At 57.0% G+C, this 15,663-nt stretch carries 16 protein-coding genes; 10 read left to right on the top strand and 6 right to left on the bottom strand.

Annotation, left to right across the window (positions count from 1 at the left end; translation table 11 throughout):
* Positions 1–315: 315 nt before the first annotated feature.
* From EI290_RS14365 to EI290_RS14355, 3 genes are all read right to left on the bottom strand, one after another.
* Positions 316–606, bottom strand: coding sequence for a hypothetical protein (locus EI290_RS14365; RefSeq protein ID WP_125431719.1), 291 nt, complete (start codon positions 604–606; stop codon positions 316–318).
* Between the two features lie 113 nt (positions 607–719).
* A complete protein-coding gene (locus EI290_RS14360; RefSeq protein WP_246008957.1) occupies positions 720–1,649 on the bottom strand; it encodes a DUF6624 domain-containing protein in 930 nt (309 codons plus the stop codon).
* Positions 1,650–1,861: 212 nt separating this feature from the next.
* The gene (locus EI290_RS14355) at positions 1,862–2,824 is read right to left on the bottom strand and encodes a ribonucleoside-diphosphate reductase small subunit (RefSeq protein ID WP_185817002.1); all 963 of its coding nucleotides are present in this window, start codon (positions 2,822–2,824) and stop codon (positions 1,862–1,864) included.
* Positions 2,825–3,275: 451 nt separating this feature from the next.
* Here EI290_RS14355 and rplU point away from each other — a divergent pair, with 451 nt between their 5' ends.
* Positions 3,276–3,581, top strand: a complete 306-nt coding sequence (gene rplU, locus EI290_RS14350) for a 50S ribosomal protein L21 (protein WP_044000590.1) — start codon at positions 3,276–3,278, stop codon at positions 3,579–3,581.
* A 97-nt stretch (positions 3,582–3,678) separates the two neighbouring features.
* Positions 3,679–3,984 (top strand): 50S ribosomal protein L27, encoded by a 306-nt coding sequence (gene rpmA, locus EI290_RS14345; protein ID WP_125431716.1) that lies wholly within the window; start codon positions 3,679–3,681, stop codon positions 3,982–3,984.
* 102 nt (positions 3,985–4,086) lie between these two features.
* On the opposite strand, the gene ribD is transcribed toward rpmA, so the two are convergent.
* Positions 4,087–5,127 (bottom strand): bifunctional diaminohydroxyphosphoribosylaminopyrimidine deaminase/5-amino-6-(5-phosphoribosylamino)uracil reductase RibD, encoded by a 1,041-nt coding sequence (gene ribD / locus EI290_RS14340; RefSeq protein WP_125431713.1) that lies wholly within the window; start codon positions 5,125–5,127, stop codon positions 4,087–4,089.
* 116 nt (positions 5,128–5,243) lie between these two features.
* Between ribD and prmC the strand changes: the two genes are divergently transcribed.
* From prmC to rfbA, 8 genes are all read left to right on the top strand, one after another.
* Positions 5,244–6,110 (top strand): peptide chain release factor N(5)-glutamine methyltransferase, encoded by an 867-nt coding sequence (gene prmC / locus EI290_RS14335; RefSeq protein WP_125431710.1) that lies wholly within the window; start codon positions 5,244–5,246, stop codon positions 6,108–6,110.
* Positions 6,111–6,227: 117 nt separating this feature from the next.
* Positions 6,228–6,818 (top strand): acyltransferase, encoded by a 591-nt coding sequence (locus EI290_RS14330; protein ID WP_125431707.1) that lies wholly within the window; start codon positions 6,228–6,230, stop codon positions 6,816–6,818.
* A 70-nt stretch (positions 6,819–6,888) separates the two neighbouring features.
* Complete coding sequence (locus tag EI290_RS14325; RefSeq protein WP_125431704.1) at positions 6,889–8,187, top strand: nucleotide sugar dehydrogenase; 1,299 nt, start codon at positions 6,889–6,891, stop codon at positions 8,185–8,187.
* A gap of 123 nt (positions 8,188–8,310) precedes the next feature.
* Positions 8,311–9,336 carry a UDP-glucose 4-epimerase GalE gene (galE, locus tag EI290_RS14320; RefSeq protein ID WP_125431701.1) on the top strand — a complete coding sequence of 342 codons (1,026 nt, stop codon included), beginning with the start codon at positions 8,311–8,313 and terminating at the stop codon, positions 9,334–9,336.
* 120 nt (positions 9,337–9,456) lie between these two features.
* Positions 9,457–10,509 (top strand): dTDP-glucose 4,6-dehydratase, encoded by a 1,053-nt coding sequence (gene rfbB / locus EI290_RS14315; RefSeq protein ID WP_125431698.1) that lies wholly within the window; start codon positions 9,457–9,459, stop codon positions 10,507–10,509.
* Positions 10,510–10,627: 118 nt separating this feature from the next.
* Complete coding sequence (locus EI290_RS14310) at positions 10,628–11,635, top strand: SDR family oxidoreductase (RefSeq protein ID WP_125431695.1); 1,008 nt, start codon at positions 10,628–10,630, stop codon at positions 11,633–11,635.
* A 39-nt stretch (positions 11,636–11,674) separates the two neighbouring features.
* Positions 11,675–12,031, top strand: a complete 357-nt coding sequence (locus tag EI290_RS14305; RefSeq protein ID WP_125431692.1) for a four helix bundle protein — start codon at positions 11,675–11,677, stop codon at positions 12,029–12,031.
* Between the two features lie 64 nt (positions 12,032–12,095).
* Positions 12,096–12,968: a glucose-1-phosphate thymidylyltransferase RfbA gene (gene rfbA, locus EI290_RS14300; RefSeq protein WP_125431689.1), complete on the top strand. Its 873-nt coding sequence runs from the start codon at positions 12,096–12,098 to the stop codon at positions 12,966–12,968.
* Positions 12,969–13,071: 103 nt separating this feature from the next.
* Here rfbA and chrA read toward each other — a convergent pair whose 3' ends face one another.
* Both chrA and EI290_RS14290 read right to left on the bottom strand, forming a co-directional pair.
* Positions 13,072–14,304: a chromate efflux transporter gene (gene chrA / locus EI290_RS14295; RefSeq protein WP_394343532.1), complete on the bottom strand. Its 1,233-nt coding sequence runs from the start codon at positions 14,302–14,304 to the stop codon at positions 13,072–13,074.
* 207 nt (positions 14,305–14,511) lie between these two features.
* Positions 14,512–15,489: an isopenicillin N synthase family dioxygenase gene (locus tag EI290_RS14290; RefSeq protein ID WP_125431683.1), complete on the bottom strand. Its 978-nt coding sequence runs from the start codon at positions 15,487–15,489 to the stop codon at positions 14,512–14,514.
* Between the last annotated feature and the right edge of the window lie 174 nt (positions 15,490–15,663).

The raw sequence follows: 15,663 nt of genomic DNA, 5'->3' as shown, positions 1-15,663 counted from the left end.
GCCGGCCAACGAGTTCAAGCGGATTCTGGCGGGTTGCCAAGCCTGTAAGCAAGGTCAACGGTTCCGAATATATCCGTCCTGGAATCTCAGGACAAACCTATTCTCTGGAAGTTTTCCACATAAGCCTAAAATGGTGCTAATCAGGCCTTTTTTTGTGATTCAGGCTCTGCTATATAGCTCGCTAAACTATTTAGAAATTGGGTTGCTGATTTCCGGCAGAAGTGGTATTGTCGGTTAACGTCGGGCGTCGTAAACCAAAAACAGCTCCCGCCGCAAACGTCAGGAGCTGTTTAGTAAAAGCTGGTACACCAGGCACTACTTCCAGGCGTAGGCAAAGCAGTTAACGAGCCGCCGAATACTTTCCTCACTTAAAAAGGGGTAAGCCATTTTGAGCGTGTCCGCTACTACGCTCAGGTGTTGCTCCAGAGTAGCGGAGCTCCAGTCAGCTGGCTGGCTCACGGCAAAGTCATACACCTGCCGCACCAGCGTGAACGTAGCGAAGCCGTACTGCTGCTGTATAGCCTGTGCCTGCTCGGGGCTCAGCCATAACCCTACGTGTTGCGCAATGGCAGCATTGGCCTTATCCTGAATTGCCTGCTGGAGCATATTAACGGCTTACTGGCGGCTAATTCACTACCAACTTTGGGTGGCTACTGTGGTGCTGGTTTTATATCTGCCCGGATCGGGCCGCTGGTTGTGTAGCCAGCTTGGTGCGGTGCTTACTTCGTGGGCACTGTATATTCCAGCCCGAAGCGTTTGGCGTAGCTGGCCAGCGGCTCCATACCAATGGCTGCCCGTCGCTCATCCACATGGGCCTCGTCCTGAATGGTATAGAAAACCATTTTGTTGGTTTTGGGGTCCGTGTGGAGCTGGCTGCCGTATATCTGCGGCTTGCCCTGCCACATCAGCAGCCGGTCCTGCATCAGCGCCAGCGCCGACTTTGCCAGGTCGCCCCGCTCCGCGGCCTGCCTGGCCATGGGAAAGTATTTTTCCAGGGTAGGCAGGTTGGAGTGCTGAATAACCAGAAATACCGTTTGGGTACCCATGTTGCCTACTTCCGCCTTGGTGGGCCAACCATGGGCATCCAGCAGTGCCGTTATCTTCTGCAGGTTCCGGGCATCCTTGGCCTCTATTTCCTTCCATAGCGCCTGCATCTGCGGCGACTTATCCCCGTATTGCTTCTGAATTTCAGCGTACTGCTGCCGCCCACCCTGGTCGGAGGCATAAATAGAATCCAGCTGCTGCTTGAGGGGCCGGTTGTAGTTGGCTTCCAGCTTAGCCAGCTGTGCCCGTAGCTTCGTCAGCATAGGTTGCCAGCGTTTATCGGCGTGTAGCGCCGCCAGGTCGGTATCCTGTTGCACATGGGCCAGGTTCTCCCAGCCCGCCAGCGTAGCCCGGTCCAGGTACTGGAAAGCCTTGGTAGCGTCGCCGGCCAGAGCCCAACTGCAGGCGGCGTTGTACAAGTCGGTGCTGGTGGGCAGGGCATTACGCTGTTTAAATGCTTGGTCGTAAAGCTGCCCGGAGGAGCGGTAGTTTTTGGCGGCGTATGCATCGGCCGCCTGCCGGTTCAGCTGGCTAAAGTCGCCCTGCGCAAACAAGGTGCAGCTGCTCAGCAGCAAGGGAGCTAGCAATAGAAACGCTTTTCTCATAAGTCGGAATAGGGTAGCTAAATACGGTGCTGTAGCGAATTTGCAAACGGTGTACGTGGGGCGCAGAAACCCTACACCGTTCATGAAACCGCATAATAGGCACTTTACCAGCAGCAACGGTGACGGCAGAAGAATAGTATAGGAAAGCTACGAAACCGGAACGGGCGCTGTGCAGCTGCACAGCGCCCGTTCCGGCAAGCAAAAAAGGCCTATTAAAAATCCTCGTCCAGCGAGAAAGCATTGGCCGTGCGGTCCGATAGCACCCCGGCCTTTTGGTACTCGCCCACGCGCTTCTCGAAGAAATTGGTTTTACCCTGCAATGAAATCATCTCCATGAAATCAAAGGGGTTGGAGGCGTTGTAGATTTTGCTGTAGCCTAGCTCGCCCAATAGGCGGTCGGCCACAAACTCAATGTACTGGCTCATGCTCTGGGCATTCATGCCAATGAGGTTTACCGGCAGCGCATCCGTCACAAATTCCTGCTCAATCTGCACCGCGTCGCGGATGATGTCGTGCACGCGGCTTTCGGGCAGCTTATTCCGCAGATGGTCACGGTAGAGCAGGCAGGCAAAGTCGCAGTGCAGGCCTTCGTCGCGGGAAATCAATTCGTTCGAGAAGGTCAGGCCCGGCATCAGCCCCCGCTTTTTCAGCCAGAAAATAGAGCAGAACGAGCCAGAGAAGAAAATACCCTCCACGGCGGCAAAGGCAATCAGGCGCTCCGTAAAATTCTCGGAGTTAATCCATTTCAGGGCCCATTCCCCTTTTTTCTTCACGCAGGGCACCGTTTCCAAGGCGTTGAACAGGCGGTCCTTTTCCTTGGGGTCTTTGATGTAGGTGTCAATCAGCAGGGAGTAGGTTTCGGAGTGGATATTTTCCATCATCACCTGGAAGCCGTAGAAGCAGCGGGCCTCAGCCATCTGCACCTCCTGCATGAAGTTCACGGCCAGGTTCTCGTTCACGATGCCATCAGAGGCAGCGAAGAAAGCCAGCACGTGGCTGATGAAGTGCCGCTCCCCGTCGTTGAGCGAATCCCAGTCCTTCTGGTCCTGGCTCAGATCAATTTCCTCCGCCGTCCAGAACGATGCCTCGGCTTTCTTATACATCTGCCACACATCGTTGTGCTGGATTGGGAAAAGGACGAAGCGGTTGGGGTTCTCAGTGAGCAGAGGTTCCATGACAGCAGGTATAGGTAGATGTAAGGTGCCGGAAATGAGCAAAGCAGCTGTTCCCAACCTCCTCCCTCAACAAATTGTTCAGGGCAGTCAGAGCTTGGGGCCGGAAGCCAAAGATAAACCGCCCCGCCGGGAACAACGGCCCGTCTGTGGCATTTTTTGTCCAGTATTTTTTATGTATGCTTCTATGTTCCTGCCAGTTGCTCCTTAGGGCGAAATCAGTAAAAAAGCAAGGGGGTAAGTGTGAATAACTTTAGTTATCCACACTTTTTCTGTGGATAATTGCGGTTGTCCACAGAAAATAGTATTCGCACACCCGGCAGCGGGTTCCTTTAACCGGGTTGGGCAACTACGGAATGGATAGGGACGATGAGGTTTAGTGAGTTAGGGTTTGGATTTGTAAAATCATCCTTCTACTTTTGCCTTCCATTTTTCAGAAACCGCGAAGACGCCGATGTACGCAATTGTCAACATAGCCGGGAAGCAGACTAAGGTCGAAGCCAATAAATTTGTATATGCCCACCGTTTGGCTGGCAACGTCGGCGACACTGTGGAGCTGGGCAAAGCCCTGCTGACCGATGATAACGGAACCCTCACCATTGGCTCGCCCGAGCTGGACGTTACCGTAAGCGGTACCATCCTGGCCCACGTAAAAGGCGACAAGGTGCTGGTATTTAAGAAGAAGCGCCGTAAGGGCTACAAGAAGCTGAACGGTCACCGTCAGCAGTTCACCAAAGTTCTAATCAACAGCATCGGCTAAGGCCAGTTATGAGTTTAGAATTATGAATGATGAATTGCGGTGCAAAGCCCAGTTCACCTCATAATTCAACATTCATACTTCATAATTCTCCAATACCATGGCACACAAGAAAGGCGTAGGTAGCTCCAACAACGGCCGCGAATCAGAAGCTAAGCGTCTGGGCGTGAAAATCTTCGGCGGGCAGTCCATCATTGCCGGCAACATTATCGTGCGTCAGCGCGGTACCAAGCACCACCCCGGCCAGAACGTGGGTATTGGCAAAGACCACACCCTGTTCGCTATGATTGACGGCACGGTGCAGTTCCGCAAGGGCCGCAAAGACCGTTCGTTTGTATCGGTAGTTCCAGCGGCCGTTGAAGCTGCGGAGGTGCACACGTCGGCTACAGCTTCTGCTGCTGAGTAATAACCCTACATAGTCTCCGGATCTGATCCGGCGAGTATGCAAAAAGGGACCGTCCGTAGGGATGGTCCCTTTTTGCGTTCCGGCGCGCTGCTCTGTTCTGGGTTAGGCGCGCCGGTAGCAGAATACTTCGTCCTGGCCCAGCAGCCGGTGTTCCTGCAGACCCGTAAGCCCCATCTGCGGGGCCGGTACGCCTCCGCCCAGCCGCTGCCGCGACCTGATTACCCGGGCCTCGTCCCATAGCCCATCTTTCAGCAAGGAGTGCAGCACGGTGGGCCCACCTTCTACCAGCACGGATTGGATGTGGCGCTGGAACAGGTTGTGCAGAATCTGCGGGAACAGGTCTTCGGCCTCCGAAAGCATTACGTAGCTAAGGTTGTCCTTGGCTGCTCGTTCCCGGTAGGTGAATACCACGGTAGGCTGCGAGCCATCGAAGAGGTGGTGAGTGGGAGGCAGACTCAGATTCTTGTCGATTACCACGCGCACGGGGTTCTGCCCCGGCCATTCCCGCACGTTCAGGCGGGGGTTGTCGTGCAGGGCGGTGCGGGTGCCCACCAGAATGGCATGCTCCTCGGCCCGCCACTGATGCACCGCTACCCGGGCCAACTCCCCACTAATGGGTACCGGCTGAAAGTAGGGCCCGGCCAAATAGCCATCGGCCGTTTCGGCCCACTTCAACACAACATAGGGCCGTTGCTGCTCCTGAAACGTGAAGAACCGGCGGTTCAGCTGGCGCCCTTGGGCCTCCAGTAGCCCGGTTTCTACCTGAATACCGGCATCCCGCAGTTTCTGAATGCCCCGGCCAGCTACCAGCGGATTCGGGTCCAGGTTGCACACCACCACTTCGGCTACCTTTTTCTCGATGAGCAGGTCGGCGCAGGGTGGGGTTTTGCCGAAGTGAGAGCAGGGCTCCAGCGTTACGTATACGCGGCTTTGGGGTAGCAGGTGCTGCGCAGTTACCGACTGCACGGCGTGTACCTCGGCGTGCGGCCCCCCATACTGCCGGTGCCAGCCCTCCCCAATAATGCGGCCTTGATGGGTGATGACGCAGCCTACCAGCGGGTTTGGGCGGGTATAACCGGTGCCCAGGCGCGCCAGGTCGAGGGCGCGCTGCATCATGAGGTAGTCGAAAGTAGTGGCAGACATGGGTGGCGTGGGGGGCAGGAGCAGGGTGGGGCGGTAAGGGCTTGGGCAGTGAAGATACAGGAAGAGCCATAACCCCGCGCCCTGCTGCCACGCCCTACCGCCTACCTTTGTGAACTATGCCTACTTTACGTCAATACACCGAGGCGCTGGCCTCTGCTTTGCAGCCGGTTTACGAGGCCCCCGAAGCTCAGGCTATAGCCGGAGAGGTGCTGGAGCAGGTACTGCAGCTTACCCCCCTGCAACGGCGCGTGCAGGCACAGCAGGAAATTCCGGCTGCCAGCCTGGGGGCGCTGGCCGCTATTCAGGCCCGCCTGCTGCAACATGAGCCCCTGCAATACGTACTGGGAGTTGCCCATTTTGCCGGGCTGGCGCTGGAAGTAACACCGGCCACTCTTATTCCGCGGCCTGAAACAGAGGAGTTGGTGGAATGGATAGTGCGGGAGCAGACAGGCCGCGCCGGTTTGCGGGTGCTGGACGTAGGCACCGGCTCGGGCTGCATTCCGGTTGCTTTGGGCAGGCGGTTGCCCGGGGCCCATATTACAACCGTTGATATAGACCCGGAGGCGTTGGCGGTAGCCCGCCGGAATGCCCGACGCTACGAGGTGGCCGTAACGTTTCAGCAGGCAGACATTCTTACCACACAACCAGCTGATCTGCCGGCGCCAGTTGATGTGTTGGTAAGCAACCCGCCCTATGTGCTGGAAAATGAGCGGCCATTCATGCGGGCCAATGTGCTGGCGTATGAGCCGGCCACCGCGCTATTTGTTCCCAACCACGACCCACTACTGTTTTACCGGCGTATTGCGGAGCTGGGGACCATTCTGCTGGCTTCCGGAGGTAAGCTGTATGTTGAAATCAACGAGCAATTTGCCGAGGAAATCATGGCTTTGTTCCAGGGTGCCGGCTACCAGGAAACAATGGTGCAGCCGGATATATTTGGCAAGCCCCGTATGGCCCGTGCCACCTGGCCCGGCCCGGCATAATGATAAATTAACAGCCAAATACTACCAGATCAGTCCGAACCAGACCCCGGATTTCTTAACAGACTACCAAAACCCCTACCTTTGCGGGCTGAAAAACTTTCCATTCACTCCGCTGGCATGACCAACGCTTCCGGCTATTACGCGCATCCTACCGCCGTCCTCGACGCAGGCTGCCGCATTGGGGCTGGATGCTACATCTGGCACTTCTGCCATGTTAGTGCCGGAGCCGTGTTGGGCGAGGCCTGTAGCCTGGGCCAGAATGTGTTTGTGGCCGATGCTGTAACGCTGGGCCGCAACGTGAAGGTCCAGAATAATGTGAGCTTGTACACGGGCGTACAGTGCCAGGACGACGTTTTTCTGGGCCCCTCCGTGGTATTCACCAATGTGCGTAACCCGCGGGCCGCAGTACCCCGCCGTGGGGAGTACCTCCCTACGCAGGTGGGCCGGGGAACAACCATTGGGGCCAATAGCACGGTGGTGTGTGGCATTACCCTGGGCGAATACGCTTTTGTAGGAGCCGGTTCCGTAGTAACGCACGATGTACCGCCGTTTGCGCTGGTATATGGCAACCCGGCCCGGCAACACGGGTGGATGAGTGCCCACGGCCACCGGTTGGAATTCAACCAGCAGCAGCAAGCTACCTGCCCGGAAAGTCAGGAACTATATCAGCTAACCGACGGACAGGTTTTTCGTATCAGCCCCGGCTAAGGCGGGACACCCTGCGCCAGCATCTACCAGCATCTTCATTCAGTCACTCCATCACTCAGTCACTTTTATCGTGTACGAGCAACTTCTCCAAAAACAGGCCAAGCTGGCCGTTATCGGCCTCGGTTACGTGGGCTTGCCTATTGCCCTTGAATTCGCCCGCAAAATCAAGGTAATCGGGTTTGATATCAACGCCAAGCGTGTGGAGTTGATGCGCAATAACATTGACCCCAGTGGGGAGCTGGAAGCCAAAGACTTCGAGGGCTGTGATATTGAATTCACGGATTCCTTGGACGTGCTGCGGGAGGCTACCTTTTACATTGTGGCAGTGCCTACCCCCATCGACGAGCATGCGCAGCCCGACCTGAAGCCCTTGCTGGGTGCGTCGTCGTCGGTGGGCAAGGTATTGAAGAAGGGTGACTACGTGGTATTTGAAAGCACGGTGTATCCCGGCTGCACCGAGGAAGACTGCATTCCGGTGATGGAAAAGCACTCGGGCCTGAGCTTCGCCAACGGCGACTTCAAGGTGGGCTACTCGCCCGAGCGCATCAACCCCGGCGATAAGGAGCACACCCTCAGCAGCATTGTGAAGGTAGTAGCCGGCTGCGACGCTGGGTCGCTGGACATAATTGCCAAGACCTACGAGCTGGTGGTAAAGGCTGGCGTGCACCGGGCCAGCAGCATTAAAGTAGCTGAGGCTGCCAAAATCATTGAAAACACCCAGCGCGACGTAAACATTGCGCTGATGAACGAGCTGTCGATGATTTTCGACCGCATGAATATCAACACCTATGAGGTGCTGGAAGCCGCCGGTACCAAGTGGAATTTTCTGAAGTTCTCGCCAGGCCTGGTGGGCGGCCACTGCATCGGGGTAGACCCCTACTACCTGACGTATAAAGCCAAGGAGCTGGGCTACGACGCCAAAGTGATTCTGTCTGGCCGGACTACCAACGACAACATGGGCGCTTACATCGCACGTAAAACCGTGCAGACGATGATTAAGCAGGGTAAGGATGTGGCCAAGAGCCGGGTGCTGGTGATGGGCGCGACCTTCAAGGAAAATGTGGAGGACATCCGCAACTCCAAGGTGGCCGACGTGATTCAGGAGCTGAAAAACTTCTCGGTAAACGTGGACATCGTGGACCCCCACGCCGATTCTGCGGAGCTGCACCATGAGTATGGCTTCCGCCTGACGCCGGAGGCTGACATGCGCCAGGACTACGATGCAGTTATTGTAGCCGTGAGCCACAAACCCTACACCGAGCTGACGGAGGACTACTTCAAGTCCATCACCAACCAGCCCGCCGTGGTAGTGGACATCAAAGGCCTGTTCCGCGGCCAGATCAACGACCTAGCCTACTGGAGCCTGTAAGGTGAGATGGTGAGATGGTGAAATAGTGAGTTGATGTTCTGCTTGCGCTGTCGGCGCGGTCTGTTTCGCCCACTCATCAAACTCACCATCTCACTATTTCACCATCTCACTATTTCAACAAAGATGGACCGAACGAAAATACTGGTAACGGGCGGGGCGGGCTATATTGGCTCGCACGCGGTGGTGGAGCTGTACGAAGCTGGTTTTCAGCCGGTAATAGTGGATAACTTCAGTAACTCGCAGGAGTCGGCGCTGCGCGGGGTGGAGGAGATTCTGGGCGTGAAGGTGCCAATGCACCGCATCGACTGCAACGACGTGGAAGCCCTGCGGGCCGTGTTTGCCGAGGAAGGCAGCCTACGCGGCGTTATTCACTTTGCGGCTTCCAAGGCCGTGGGCGAGTCACTGCAGAAGCCGCTGGAATACTACCAGAACAACGTGGGCTCCCTGCTGGCTTTGCTGGAAGTGATGCGCGAGTTTGGGGTGGAAGCCCTGGTATTCTCGTCGTCGTGCACCGTGTACGGCATCCCCGACCAACTGCCCGTAACCGAGCTGACGCCTACAAAAAAGGCCAACTCGCCCTACGGTGCTACCAAGCAGATGTGCGAGGATATTCTGCGCGACGTGGCGGCGGCCCCCGGCAACACGCTGCGCACGATTCTGCTGCGCTACTTTAACCCCATTGGCGCGCACATATCGGCCAAAATCGGGGAATTGCCGCTGGGTGTGCCCCAGAATCTGATTCCGTACGTGACCCAAACGGCCGCCGGCATCCGGGAGCAGCTGACTATTAATGGCAATACCTACGACACGCCCGATGGCACCAACATTCGGGACTATGTGCACGTGGTAGACCTGGCCAAGGCTCACGTAGTAGCCGTGCAGCGCCTTCTGGATAAGACAGGCGACACCGTAGAAACCTTCAACGTAGGTACCGGTCGGGGCAATTCAGTGCTGGAAGTGGTACAGGCCTTTGAGCGGGCCACCGGCCAAAAGCTCAACTACACCATCGGCCCACCCCGGCCCGGCGACGTACCTGCCATTTATGCTGATGTGACCAAATCGGTGGAGGTATTGGGTTTCCAAAGCACTACCTCGCTCGAAGACTCGCTGGCCAGCGCCTGGAAGTGGCAGCTTTCGTTGGTAGAGTAACGGAGTAGCTGAGTAACTGAGTAATTCGTTCTTGCCGAATAGAATTACTCAGTTGCTCAGCTACTCCGTTACTCAACTCTGCCTACTCCGTTACTCAATTACTCAGTTACTCCTGAAAGCATGAAAATCATCATCACCGGCGGGGCCGGCTTCATTGGGTCGCACGTGGTGCGCCTGTTCGTGACCAAGTATCCGGAGTATCAGATTCTGAACCTGGATGCCCTGACCTACGCCGGCAACCTCGAAAACCTGCGCGACATTGAAAACGCGCCCAACTACCGCCTGGTGAAAGGCGATATTACCGACCAGGCCTTTGTGGATAACCTCTTTGCCACCGAAGAGCCTGACGCCGTGATTCACCTGGCCGCCGAAAGCCATGTGGACCGCAGCATCACCGATCCGCTGGCCTTCGTGAAGACCAACGTGCTGGGTACGGTGCACCTGCTGAACGCCGCCAAAAACCTGTGGAAGCCGCTGGGCTACGAGGGCAAAGTGTTCTACCACGTGAGCACCGACGAGGTGTATGGCTCCCTGGACTTCGGCCCCGAAATGTTTACGGAGGAAACCAGCTACGACCCCCGCTCGCCGTACTCGGCCTCCAAGGCATCCTCGGACCACTTCGTGCGGGCCTGGCACCACACCTACCACATGCCGGTGAAGCTGAGCAACTGCTCCAACAACTACGGCCCCAACCACTTCCCCGAGAAGCTGATTCCGCTGGCCATCCACCGCATTCAGCACGGCGAGGCCATTCCGGTGTACGGCAAGGGCGAAAACGTGCGTGACTGGCTGTTCGTGAAGGACCACGCCACCGCTATTGATGCCGTGTTCCACAAAGGCAAAGTGGGCGAAACCTACAACATCGGCGGCGTGAACGAGTGGGCCAACATCGAACTAATTCATCTGCTCTGCGACACCCTGGACGAGAAAACCGGCCGGGAAAAAGGGACCTCGCGCAAGCTCATTAAGTTCGTAACCGACCGTGCCGGCCACGACCTGCGCTATGCCATCGACTCAAGCAAAATCATGAATGAGCTGGGCTGGAAACCGTCCGTGACGTTTGAGCAGGGCCTGAGCCAGACAGTGGACTGGTACCTGGAAAACCAGGAGTGGCTCGACCACGTGACCAGCGGCGCCTACCAGGATTACTACCAGAAGCAGTACAACCGCTAGGGTCAATTAAAAATTAAAAATTGAGAATTAAAAATTGCGCGGACAGCTCACAGAAGCTGTTTTGCTGCGGTTTTAGCAACCAATTTTTAATTTTTAATTCTCAATTTTTAATTGAAAAATGTATAACACTCCTTTTCACGACCAGCCGCTCGATAACCTGAGCTTCCTCGTTACCGGCGGGGCCGGGTTTATCGGCTCGAACCTGGTGGAATATCTGCTGAAGTACGGCGCAAAAGAAGTGCGCGTGCTGGACAACTTCTCCAACGGCTTCCGCAAAAATGTGGCACTGTTTGAAGGCAACCCGGCCCTGCGCGTTATCGAAGGCGACATCCGGGACCGGCAGACCTGCATCGACGCCTGCAAGGGCATTGACGTAGTGCTGCACCAGGCGGCCCTGGGCTCCGTGCCGCGCTCCATCAACGACCCTATTACGAGCAACGACGTGAACGTGGGCGGCTTCGTGAACATGCTGGTGGGAGCTAAGGAAGCAGGCGTGAAGCGCTTCGTGTACGCGGCTTCGTCGTCTACGTACGGCGACCATAAGGCCTTGCCCAAGGTGGAGGACCGCATTGGGAAGCCCCTTTCGCCCTACGCCGTGACCAAGTACGCCAACGAGCTGTACGCCGACGTGTTTGGCAAGACCTACGGCATGGAAATCATTGGGCTGCGCTACTTCAACATCTTCGGCCCGCGCCAGGACCCGAATGGCGCGTATGCGGCCGTGATTCCGCTGTTTATTGATGCCGTGCTGGAAGGCCGGCCGCCCCGCATGAACGGCGACGGGGGCCAGACGCGCGACTTTACCTTCGTGGAGAACTGCGTGCAGGCCAACATCAAGGCGGCGCTGGTGCAGAACCCCGAGGCCGTGAACCAGGTCTACAACGTGGCCGTGGCCGACCGCACCTCCCTCAACGACCTGTTCAACATCCTCAAGGCCGAAGCCGGCTCCGACATCACCCCCGAGTACGGCCCCGACCGCGCCGGCGACATCCGAGACTCCCTGGCTGACATCAGCAAGGCCCAGAACCTGCTCGGCTACCAGCCCCAGATCCGCATTCAGGAAGGCTTGCAGAAGACGCTGGCATGGTTTAAAGAGAATCAAGCGTTTATAGGGATTAGGGATTAATGGATGAAGGATTAAGGACAGAACGACACTATTCACGACATGCACGATTACCGGAAATTGCGGGTGTGGCATGATGCCATTGAATTGGCCGTAGAAGTGTATCAGTTAACTGCTCTTTTTCCTGCTTCTGAAAAATTCAATTTGATCAGCCAAATGAATAGGGCAGCCGTTTCAGTTGGCTCTAACATTGGTGAAGGGGCCGGGCGAGGCTCTAACGCCGAATTTATTCAGTTTCTGCACTACGCCAGCGGCTCGTGTACGGAGTTGATAACTCAACTCACTATTGCAGAGCGGCTAGGATTTGCTACTCCGGTAGGGGCTGAACTAGCTGCGGAAAGAATCAAATCCGTGCACCGTCAGGTCTTCACCCTCATCCAAACCTTGCGCAAAGAATAAGAGGAATTTGGCTTTTGAAACGAAAGTCCCTTATCCTTCATCCTTCCATCCTTCATCCTATCTAATGAAAGGCATCATCCTCGCCGGCGGTTCCGGCACCCGACTGCACCCGCTCACCCTGGCCGTATCCAAGCAGATGATGCCGGTGTATGATAAGCCGATGGTGTATTACCCGCTGTCCATTCTGATGATGGCCGGCATCCGGGAAATCCTTATCATCACCACGCCCCACGACCAAGCGCAGTTCAAGAAGCTGCTCGGCGACGGTAGCAGCCTCGGGTGCCGCTTCGAGTACGTGGTGCAGGAGGTGCCCAACGGGCTGGCCCAGGCCTTCGTGCTGGGTGCCGACTTCATCGGTCAGGATAAGGTGGCGCTGGTGCTCGGCGACAACATCTTCCACGGCGAAGGCATGGAGGAGCTGCTCAAGAGCAACAACGACCCCGACGGCGGCGTGGTGTACGCCTACCACGTGCACGACCCCGAGCGCTACGGCGTGGTGGAGTTCGACGCCAACAACAAGGCTCTCAGCATTGAGGAGAAGCCGGCCAAGCCCAAGAGCAACTACGCTGTGCCCGGCCTGTACTTCTACGACAACGACGTGGTGCAGATTGCCCGCGACCTGAAGCCCAGCCCCCGCGGCGAGTACGAAATTACCGACGTGAACCAGGAGTACCTGCGCCGGGGCAAGCTGAAAGTAGGCATCCTGGGCCGCGGCACCGCCTGGCTCGATACGGGGACCTTCGAGAGTCTGATGCAGGCCGGCGAGTTTGTGCGGGTGCTGGAGCAGCGCCAGGGCCTGAAAGTGGGCTCGATTGAGGAAGTGGCTTACCGTCAGGGCTTCATCGACGCCGACCAGCTGCGCCGCATTGCCGAGCCCCTGCGCAAAAGCGGTTACGGCGACTACCTCATGCGCCTGCCCGAGCAGCTGCTGATGTAGCCAGTAGGGAGATAGAGAGATGGTGAAAGGGTGAGTTTGATGTTCTGTTTGCGCCATTCGCGCGGGTTGAACATCAAACTCACCCTTTCACCATCTCTCTATTTCACCAAATAAGTCCTGCTACCAGTGCTGCGCCTACAATGGCATAGGAAGGCACTTTCTCCCAGAGCAACAGCAGAAATGTGGCAGCAATGAGACCCAGGTTCACGGGGTTATCGGGGAGGGGATGATACAGCAGAAACGTTGCGGCGCACACCAGTCCGGCCGATACGGCGTTGATGCCCTCCAGGGAGGCTTTGATGACGCGGTACCGTTTCAGCTGGTCCCAGAACCGGATCAGAAAGAAGATGAGCAGCGTGCCGGGCATGAAGATGCCGGCTGCGCCTACCAATGCCCCCAGCAACTGCCCGTCCAGCCCGCTGCCTTCCCGGCGCATGGCTAGCGCTCCAATGTAGGAGGCAAACGAGAAGTTGGGTCCCGGCAGGGCTTGTACCATGCCCAGGCCCGACAGGAACTCCTCGGAAGACAGGTAGTGCTTGAACTCTACAAACTCCGTGTAGAACAAAGGAGCCAGCACCTGCCCTCCACCAAACACAAGGCTGCCGTTACGGTAGAAATTCTCGAACAGGCGCACCGGTAGCCACTGCGTGTACTGACCCAGCACGGCTGCTCCTATAAACACGCCCAGCCACAGCAGAAAGTTAGACCACTCAATCTGCAAGGGCTGTTTCTCCTGCTGCGGCATACGCCGGTAGCGGAAGGTGGTAACCAAACCGCCGGCCAGCAGCAAAATTGGCATCAGCCAAGGCACCTGAAACCGGTACACCAGCATGGCGGCTACCACCATCAGGGCCACCGAAGTCTTGGTGTGAATAACCTTCTCGGCAATTTTGTAGGCTGAGTACGCCACAAAGCCTACTGCCACGGGCTGCACGTATTGCACCAACCGGGCTACCTGCTCCTTATCCAGGTAGCTGATGGTGAGGCCCGCGCCGGTCATGATGCACACGGCCGGCAGCATCCACACCAGTAGGGTAAGGTAGGCGAGGTTGGGCCCGCCCAGCCGGAACCCAATGGCTGTAATGGTTTGGGTAGAAGTAGGGCCGGGCAGAATCTGGCACAGCGCCGTTAGCTCCAGCAACTCGGCGGCTTTAAGGTAGCGGCGCTTATCCACCAGCAACTGCAGCATCATGGCCAGATGAGCTTGGGGGCCGCCAAAGGCGGTAAGGCCCAGCACAGCCACATCTTTCAGGAAGATGATATTGCGCACTCGTTTCACCCGCTGCGTACGGCGGGGCGGAGGAGCCAATTGAATATCGTCTGGCGAAGGAAGCAACACTACGGAAAAAGAAGCGGAAGAGGGCCGGACAAGATACAGGTTGCCCGCGGATGTAGCGCGGGCTACAGTTTAAAGTTTGGGCTAACTGTACGGTTGCCTGTTGCTTAGCCGCCTGCACTGAGTATGCAGGTGGTGGGTTATAACGCAACCGGCCCGCCTCCGGGTAGGGAGGCGGGCCGGTGTAATCAGGCTCCAACGACAGGGCTATTTTTTCTTCAGGCCCAGCTCAATCAGCCGCTCATTCAGGAATTCGCCGGCCGTAATATCGGCTTCCTTTTTGGGGTTGTTGGGCGTTACGCAGCTTTCCAGGGCCGCCAAGCTCATCTCGGAGCGCGGGTGCATGAAAAACGGAATGCTGTAGCGCGAGGAGTTCATCTTCTCCCGGGGCGGGTTCACCACCCGGTGAATGGTGCTTTTCAGCACCCCGTTAGTCAGGCGCTGCAGCATGTCGCCCACGTTTACCACAATCTGGTCGGGCAGGGCCGTAATCGGAATCCACTTGTCGTCGCGGCGCTTCACCTGCAGGCCATCGGCCGAGGCGCCCATCAGCAGCGTAATCAGGTTGATGTCGCCGTGCTCGGCCGCGCGTACCGCATCGGCAGGTACGGCATCGGGGTTTTCGATGGGGTAGTAATGAATAGGGCGCAGAATGCTGTTGCCGTTGCGTACCTTATCATCAAAGTAGTTCTCGGGCAGCTTGAGGTAGAGCGCAATAGCCCGTAGCACATCCTTACCGGCGGCCTCCAGGGTTTTGTACGTGGTAAGTGCTGTGTTCTGGAAGCTGCTCAGCTCGGCCGGCCAGATGTTATCCGGGTACTCGGCCCCAATGGGGTCGTTGGGGTCATCCACTTCCTGGCCTACGTGGTAGAACTCCTTCAGGTCGCCGGTGTTGCGGCCCTTGGCGTGCTCCTTGCCTTTGCTCACGTAGCCGCGCTGGCCAGCCAGCTCCGGCTTTTCGTACTGCTGCTTCACGTCGTCGGGCAGCGAGAAGAAGGCTTTCACGTCGGCGTACAGCTGGTGGGTCTGCTCGTCGGTGAGGCCATGGTTTTTGAGGGCAATGAAGCCAATGTTCTGATACGCTTCGCCGAGTTGTTGTACGAAGCGGGCTTTGCGCTCGGGGTCACCGGAGCGGAAATCAGCCAAATCAAGCGACGGAATTTCGTCTAGCAGCTTTTCTTCCATGGTGTGAAGAGTAATATGGGTACTGGTGGGGGAGGGTCGGTACGTACCCCGCAAGGTACGATAAATGCCGGTATTGCGAGAAACAGGCTTGGGCACCTGCCAGCTCGCCGAAGGCCTTTACCAACAAACGAAATGCAACTTTCGTTTGCATACCCCCGTCTGTGGAAGCTGGAC

Source organism: Hymenobacter metallilatus, assembly GCF_003944705.1.
GTDB classification, from domain to species: Bacteria; Bacteroidota; Bacteroidia; order Cytophagales; family Hymenobacteraceae; genus Hymenobacter; species Hymenobacter metallilatus.
The sequence above is the reverse complement of the archived record's forward strand: the minus strand, read 5'-3'. Positions and strand labels throughout refer to the sequence as shown.

Coding starts and splice junctions, on each gene's coding strand:
- EI290_RS14365 (WP_125431719.1), bottom strand. CDS start 606: ATGCTCCAGCAGGCAATTCAGGATAAGGCCAATGCTGCCATTGCGCAA.
- EI290_RS14360 (WP_246008957.1), bottom strand. CDS start 1,649: ATGAGAAAAGCGTTTCTATTGCTAGCTCCCTTGCTGCTGAGCAGCTGC.
- EI290_RS14355 (WP_185817002.1), bottom strand. CDS start 2,824: ATGGAACCTCTGCTCACTGAGAACCCCAACCGCTTCGTCCTTTTCCCA.
- rplU (WP_044000590.1), top strand. CDS start 3,276: ATGTACGCAATTGTCAACATAGCCGGGAAGCAGACTAAGGTCGAAGCC.
- rpmA (WP_125431716.1), top strand. CDS start 3,679: ATGGCACACAAGAAAGGCGTAGGTAGCTCCAACAACGGCCGCGAATCA.
- ribD (WP_125431713.1), bottom strand. CDS start 5,127: ATGTCTGCCACTACTTTCGACTACCTCATGATGCAGCGCGCCCTCGAC.
- prmC (WP_125431710.1), top strand. CDS start 5,244: ATGCCTACTTTACGTCAATACACCGAGGCGCTGGCCTCTGCTTTGCAG.
- EI290_RS14330 (WP_125431707.1), top strand. CDS start 6,228: ATGACCAACGCTTCCGGCTATTACGCGCATCCTACCGCCGTCCTCGAC.
- galE (WP_125431701.1), top strand. CDS start 8,311: ATGGACCGAACGAAAATACTGGTAACGGGCGGGGCGGGCTATATTGGC.
- rfbB (WP_125431698.1), top strand. CDS start 9,457: ATGAAAATCATCATCACCGGCGGGGCCGGCTTCATTGGGTCGCACGTG.
- EI290_RS14310 (WP_125431695.1), top strand. CDS start 10,628: ATGTATAACACTCCTTTTCACGACCAGCCGCTCGATAACCTGAGCTTC.
- EI290_RS14305 (WP_125431692.1), top strand. CDS start 11,675: ATGCACGATTACCGGAAATTGCGGGTGTGGCATGATGCCATTGAATTG.
- rfbA (WP_125431689.1), top strand. CDS start 12,096: ATGAAAGGCATCATCCTCGCCGGCGGTTCCGGCACCCGACTGCACCCG.
- EI290_RS14290 (WP_125431683.1), bottom strand. CDS start 15,489: ATGGAAGAAAAGCTGCTAGACGAAATTCCGTCGCTTGATTTGGCTGAT.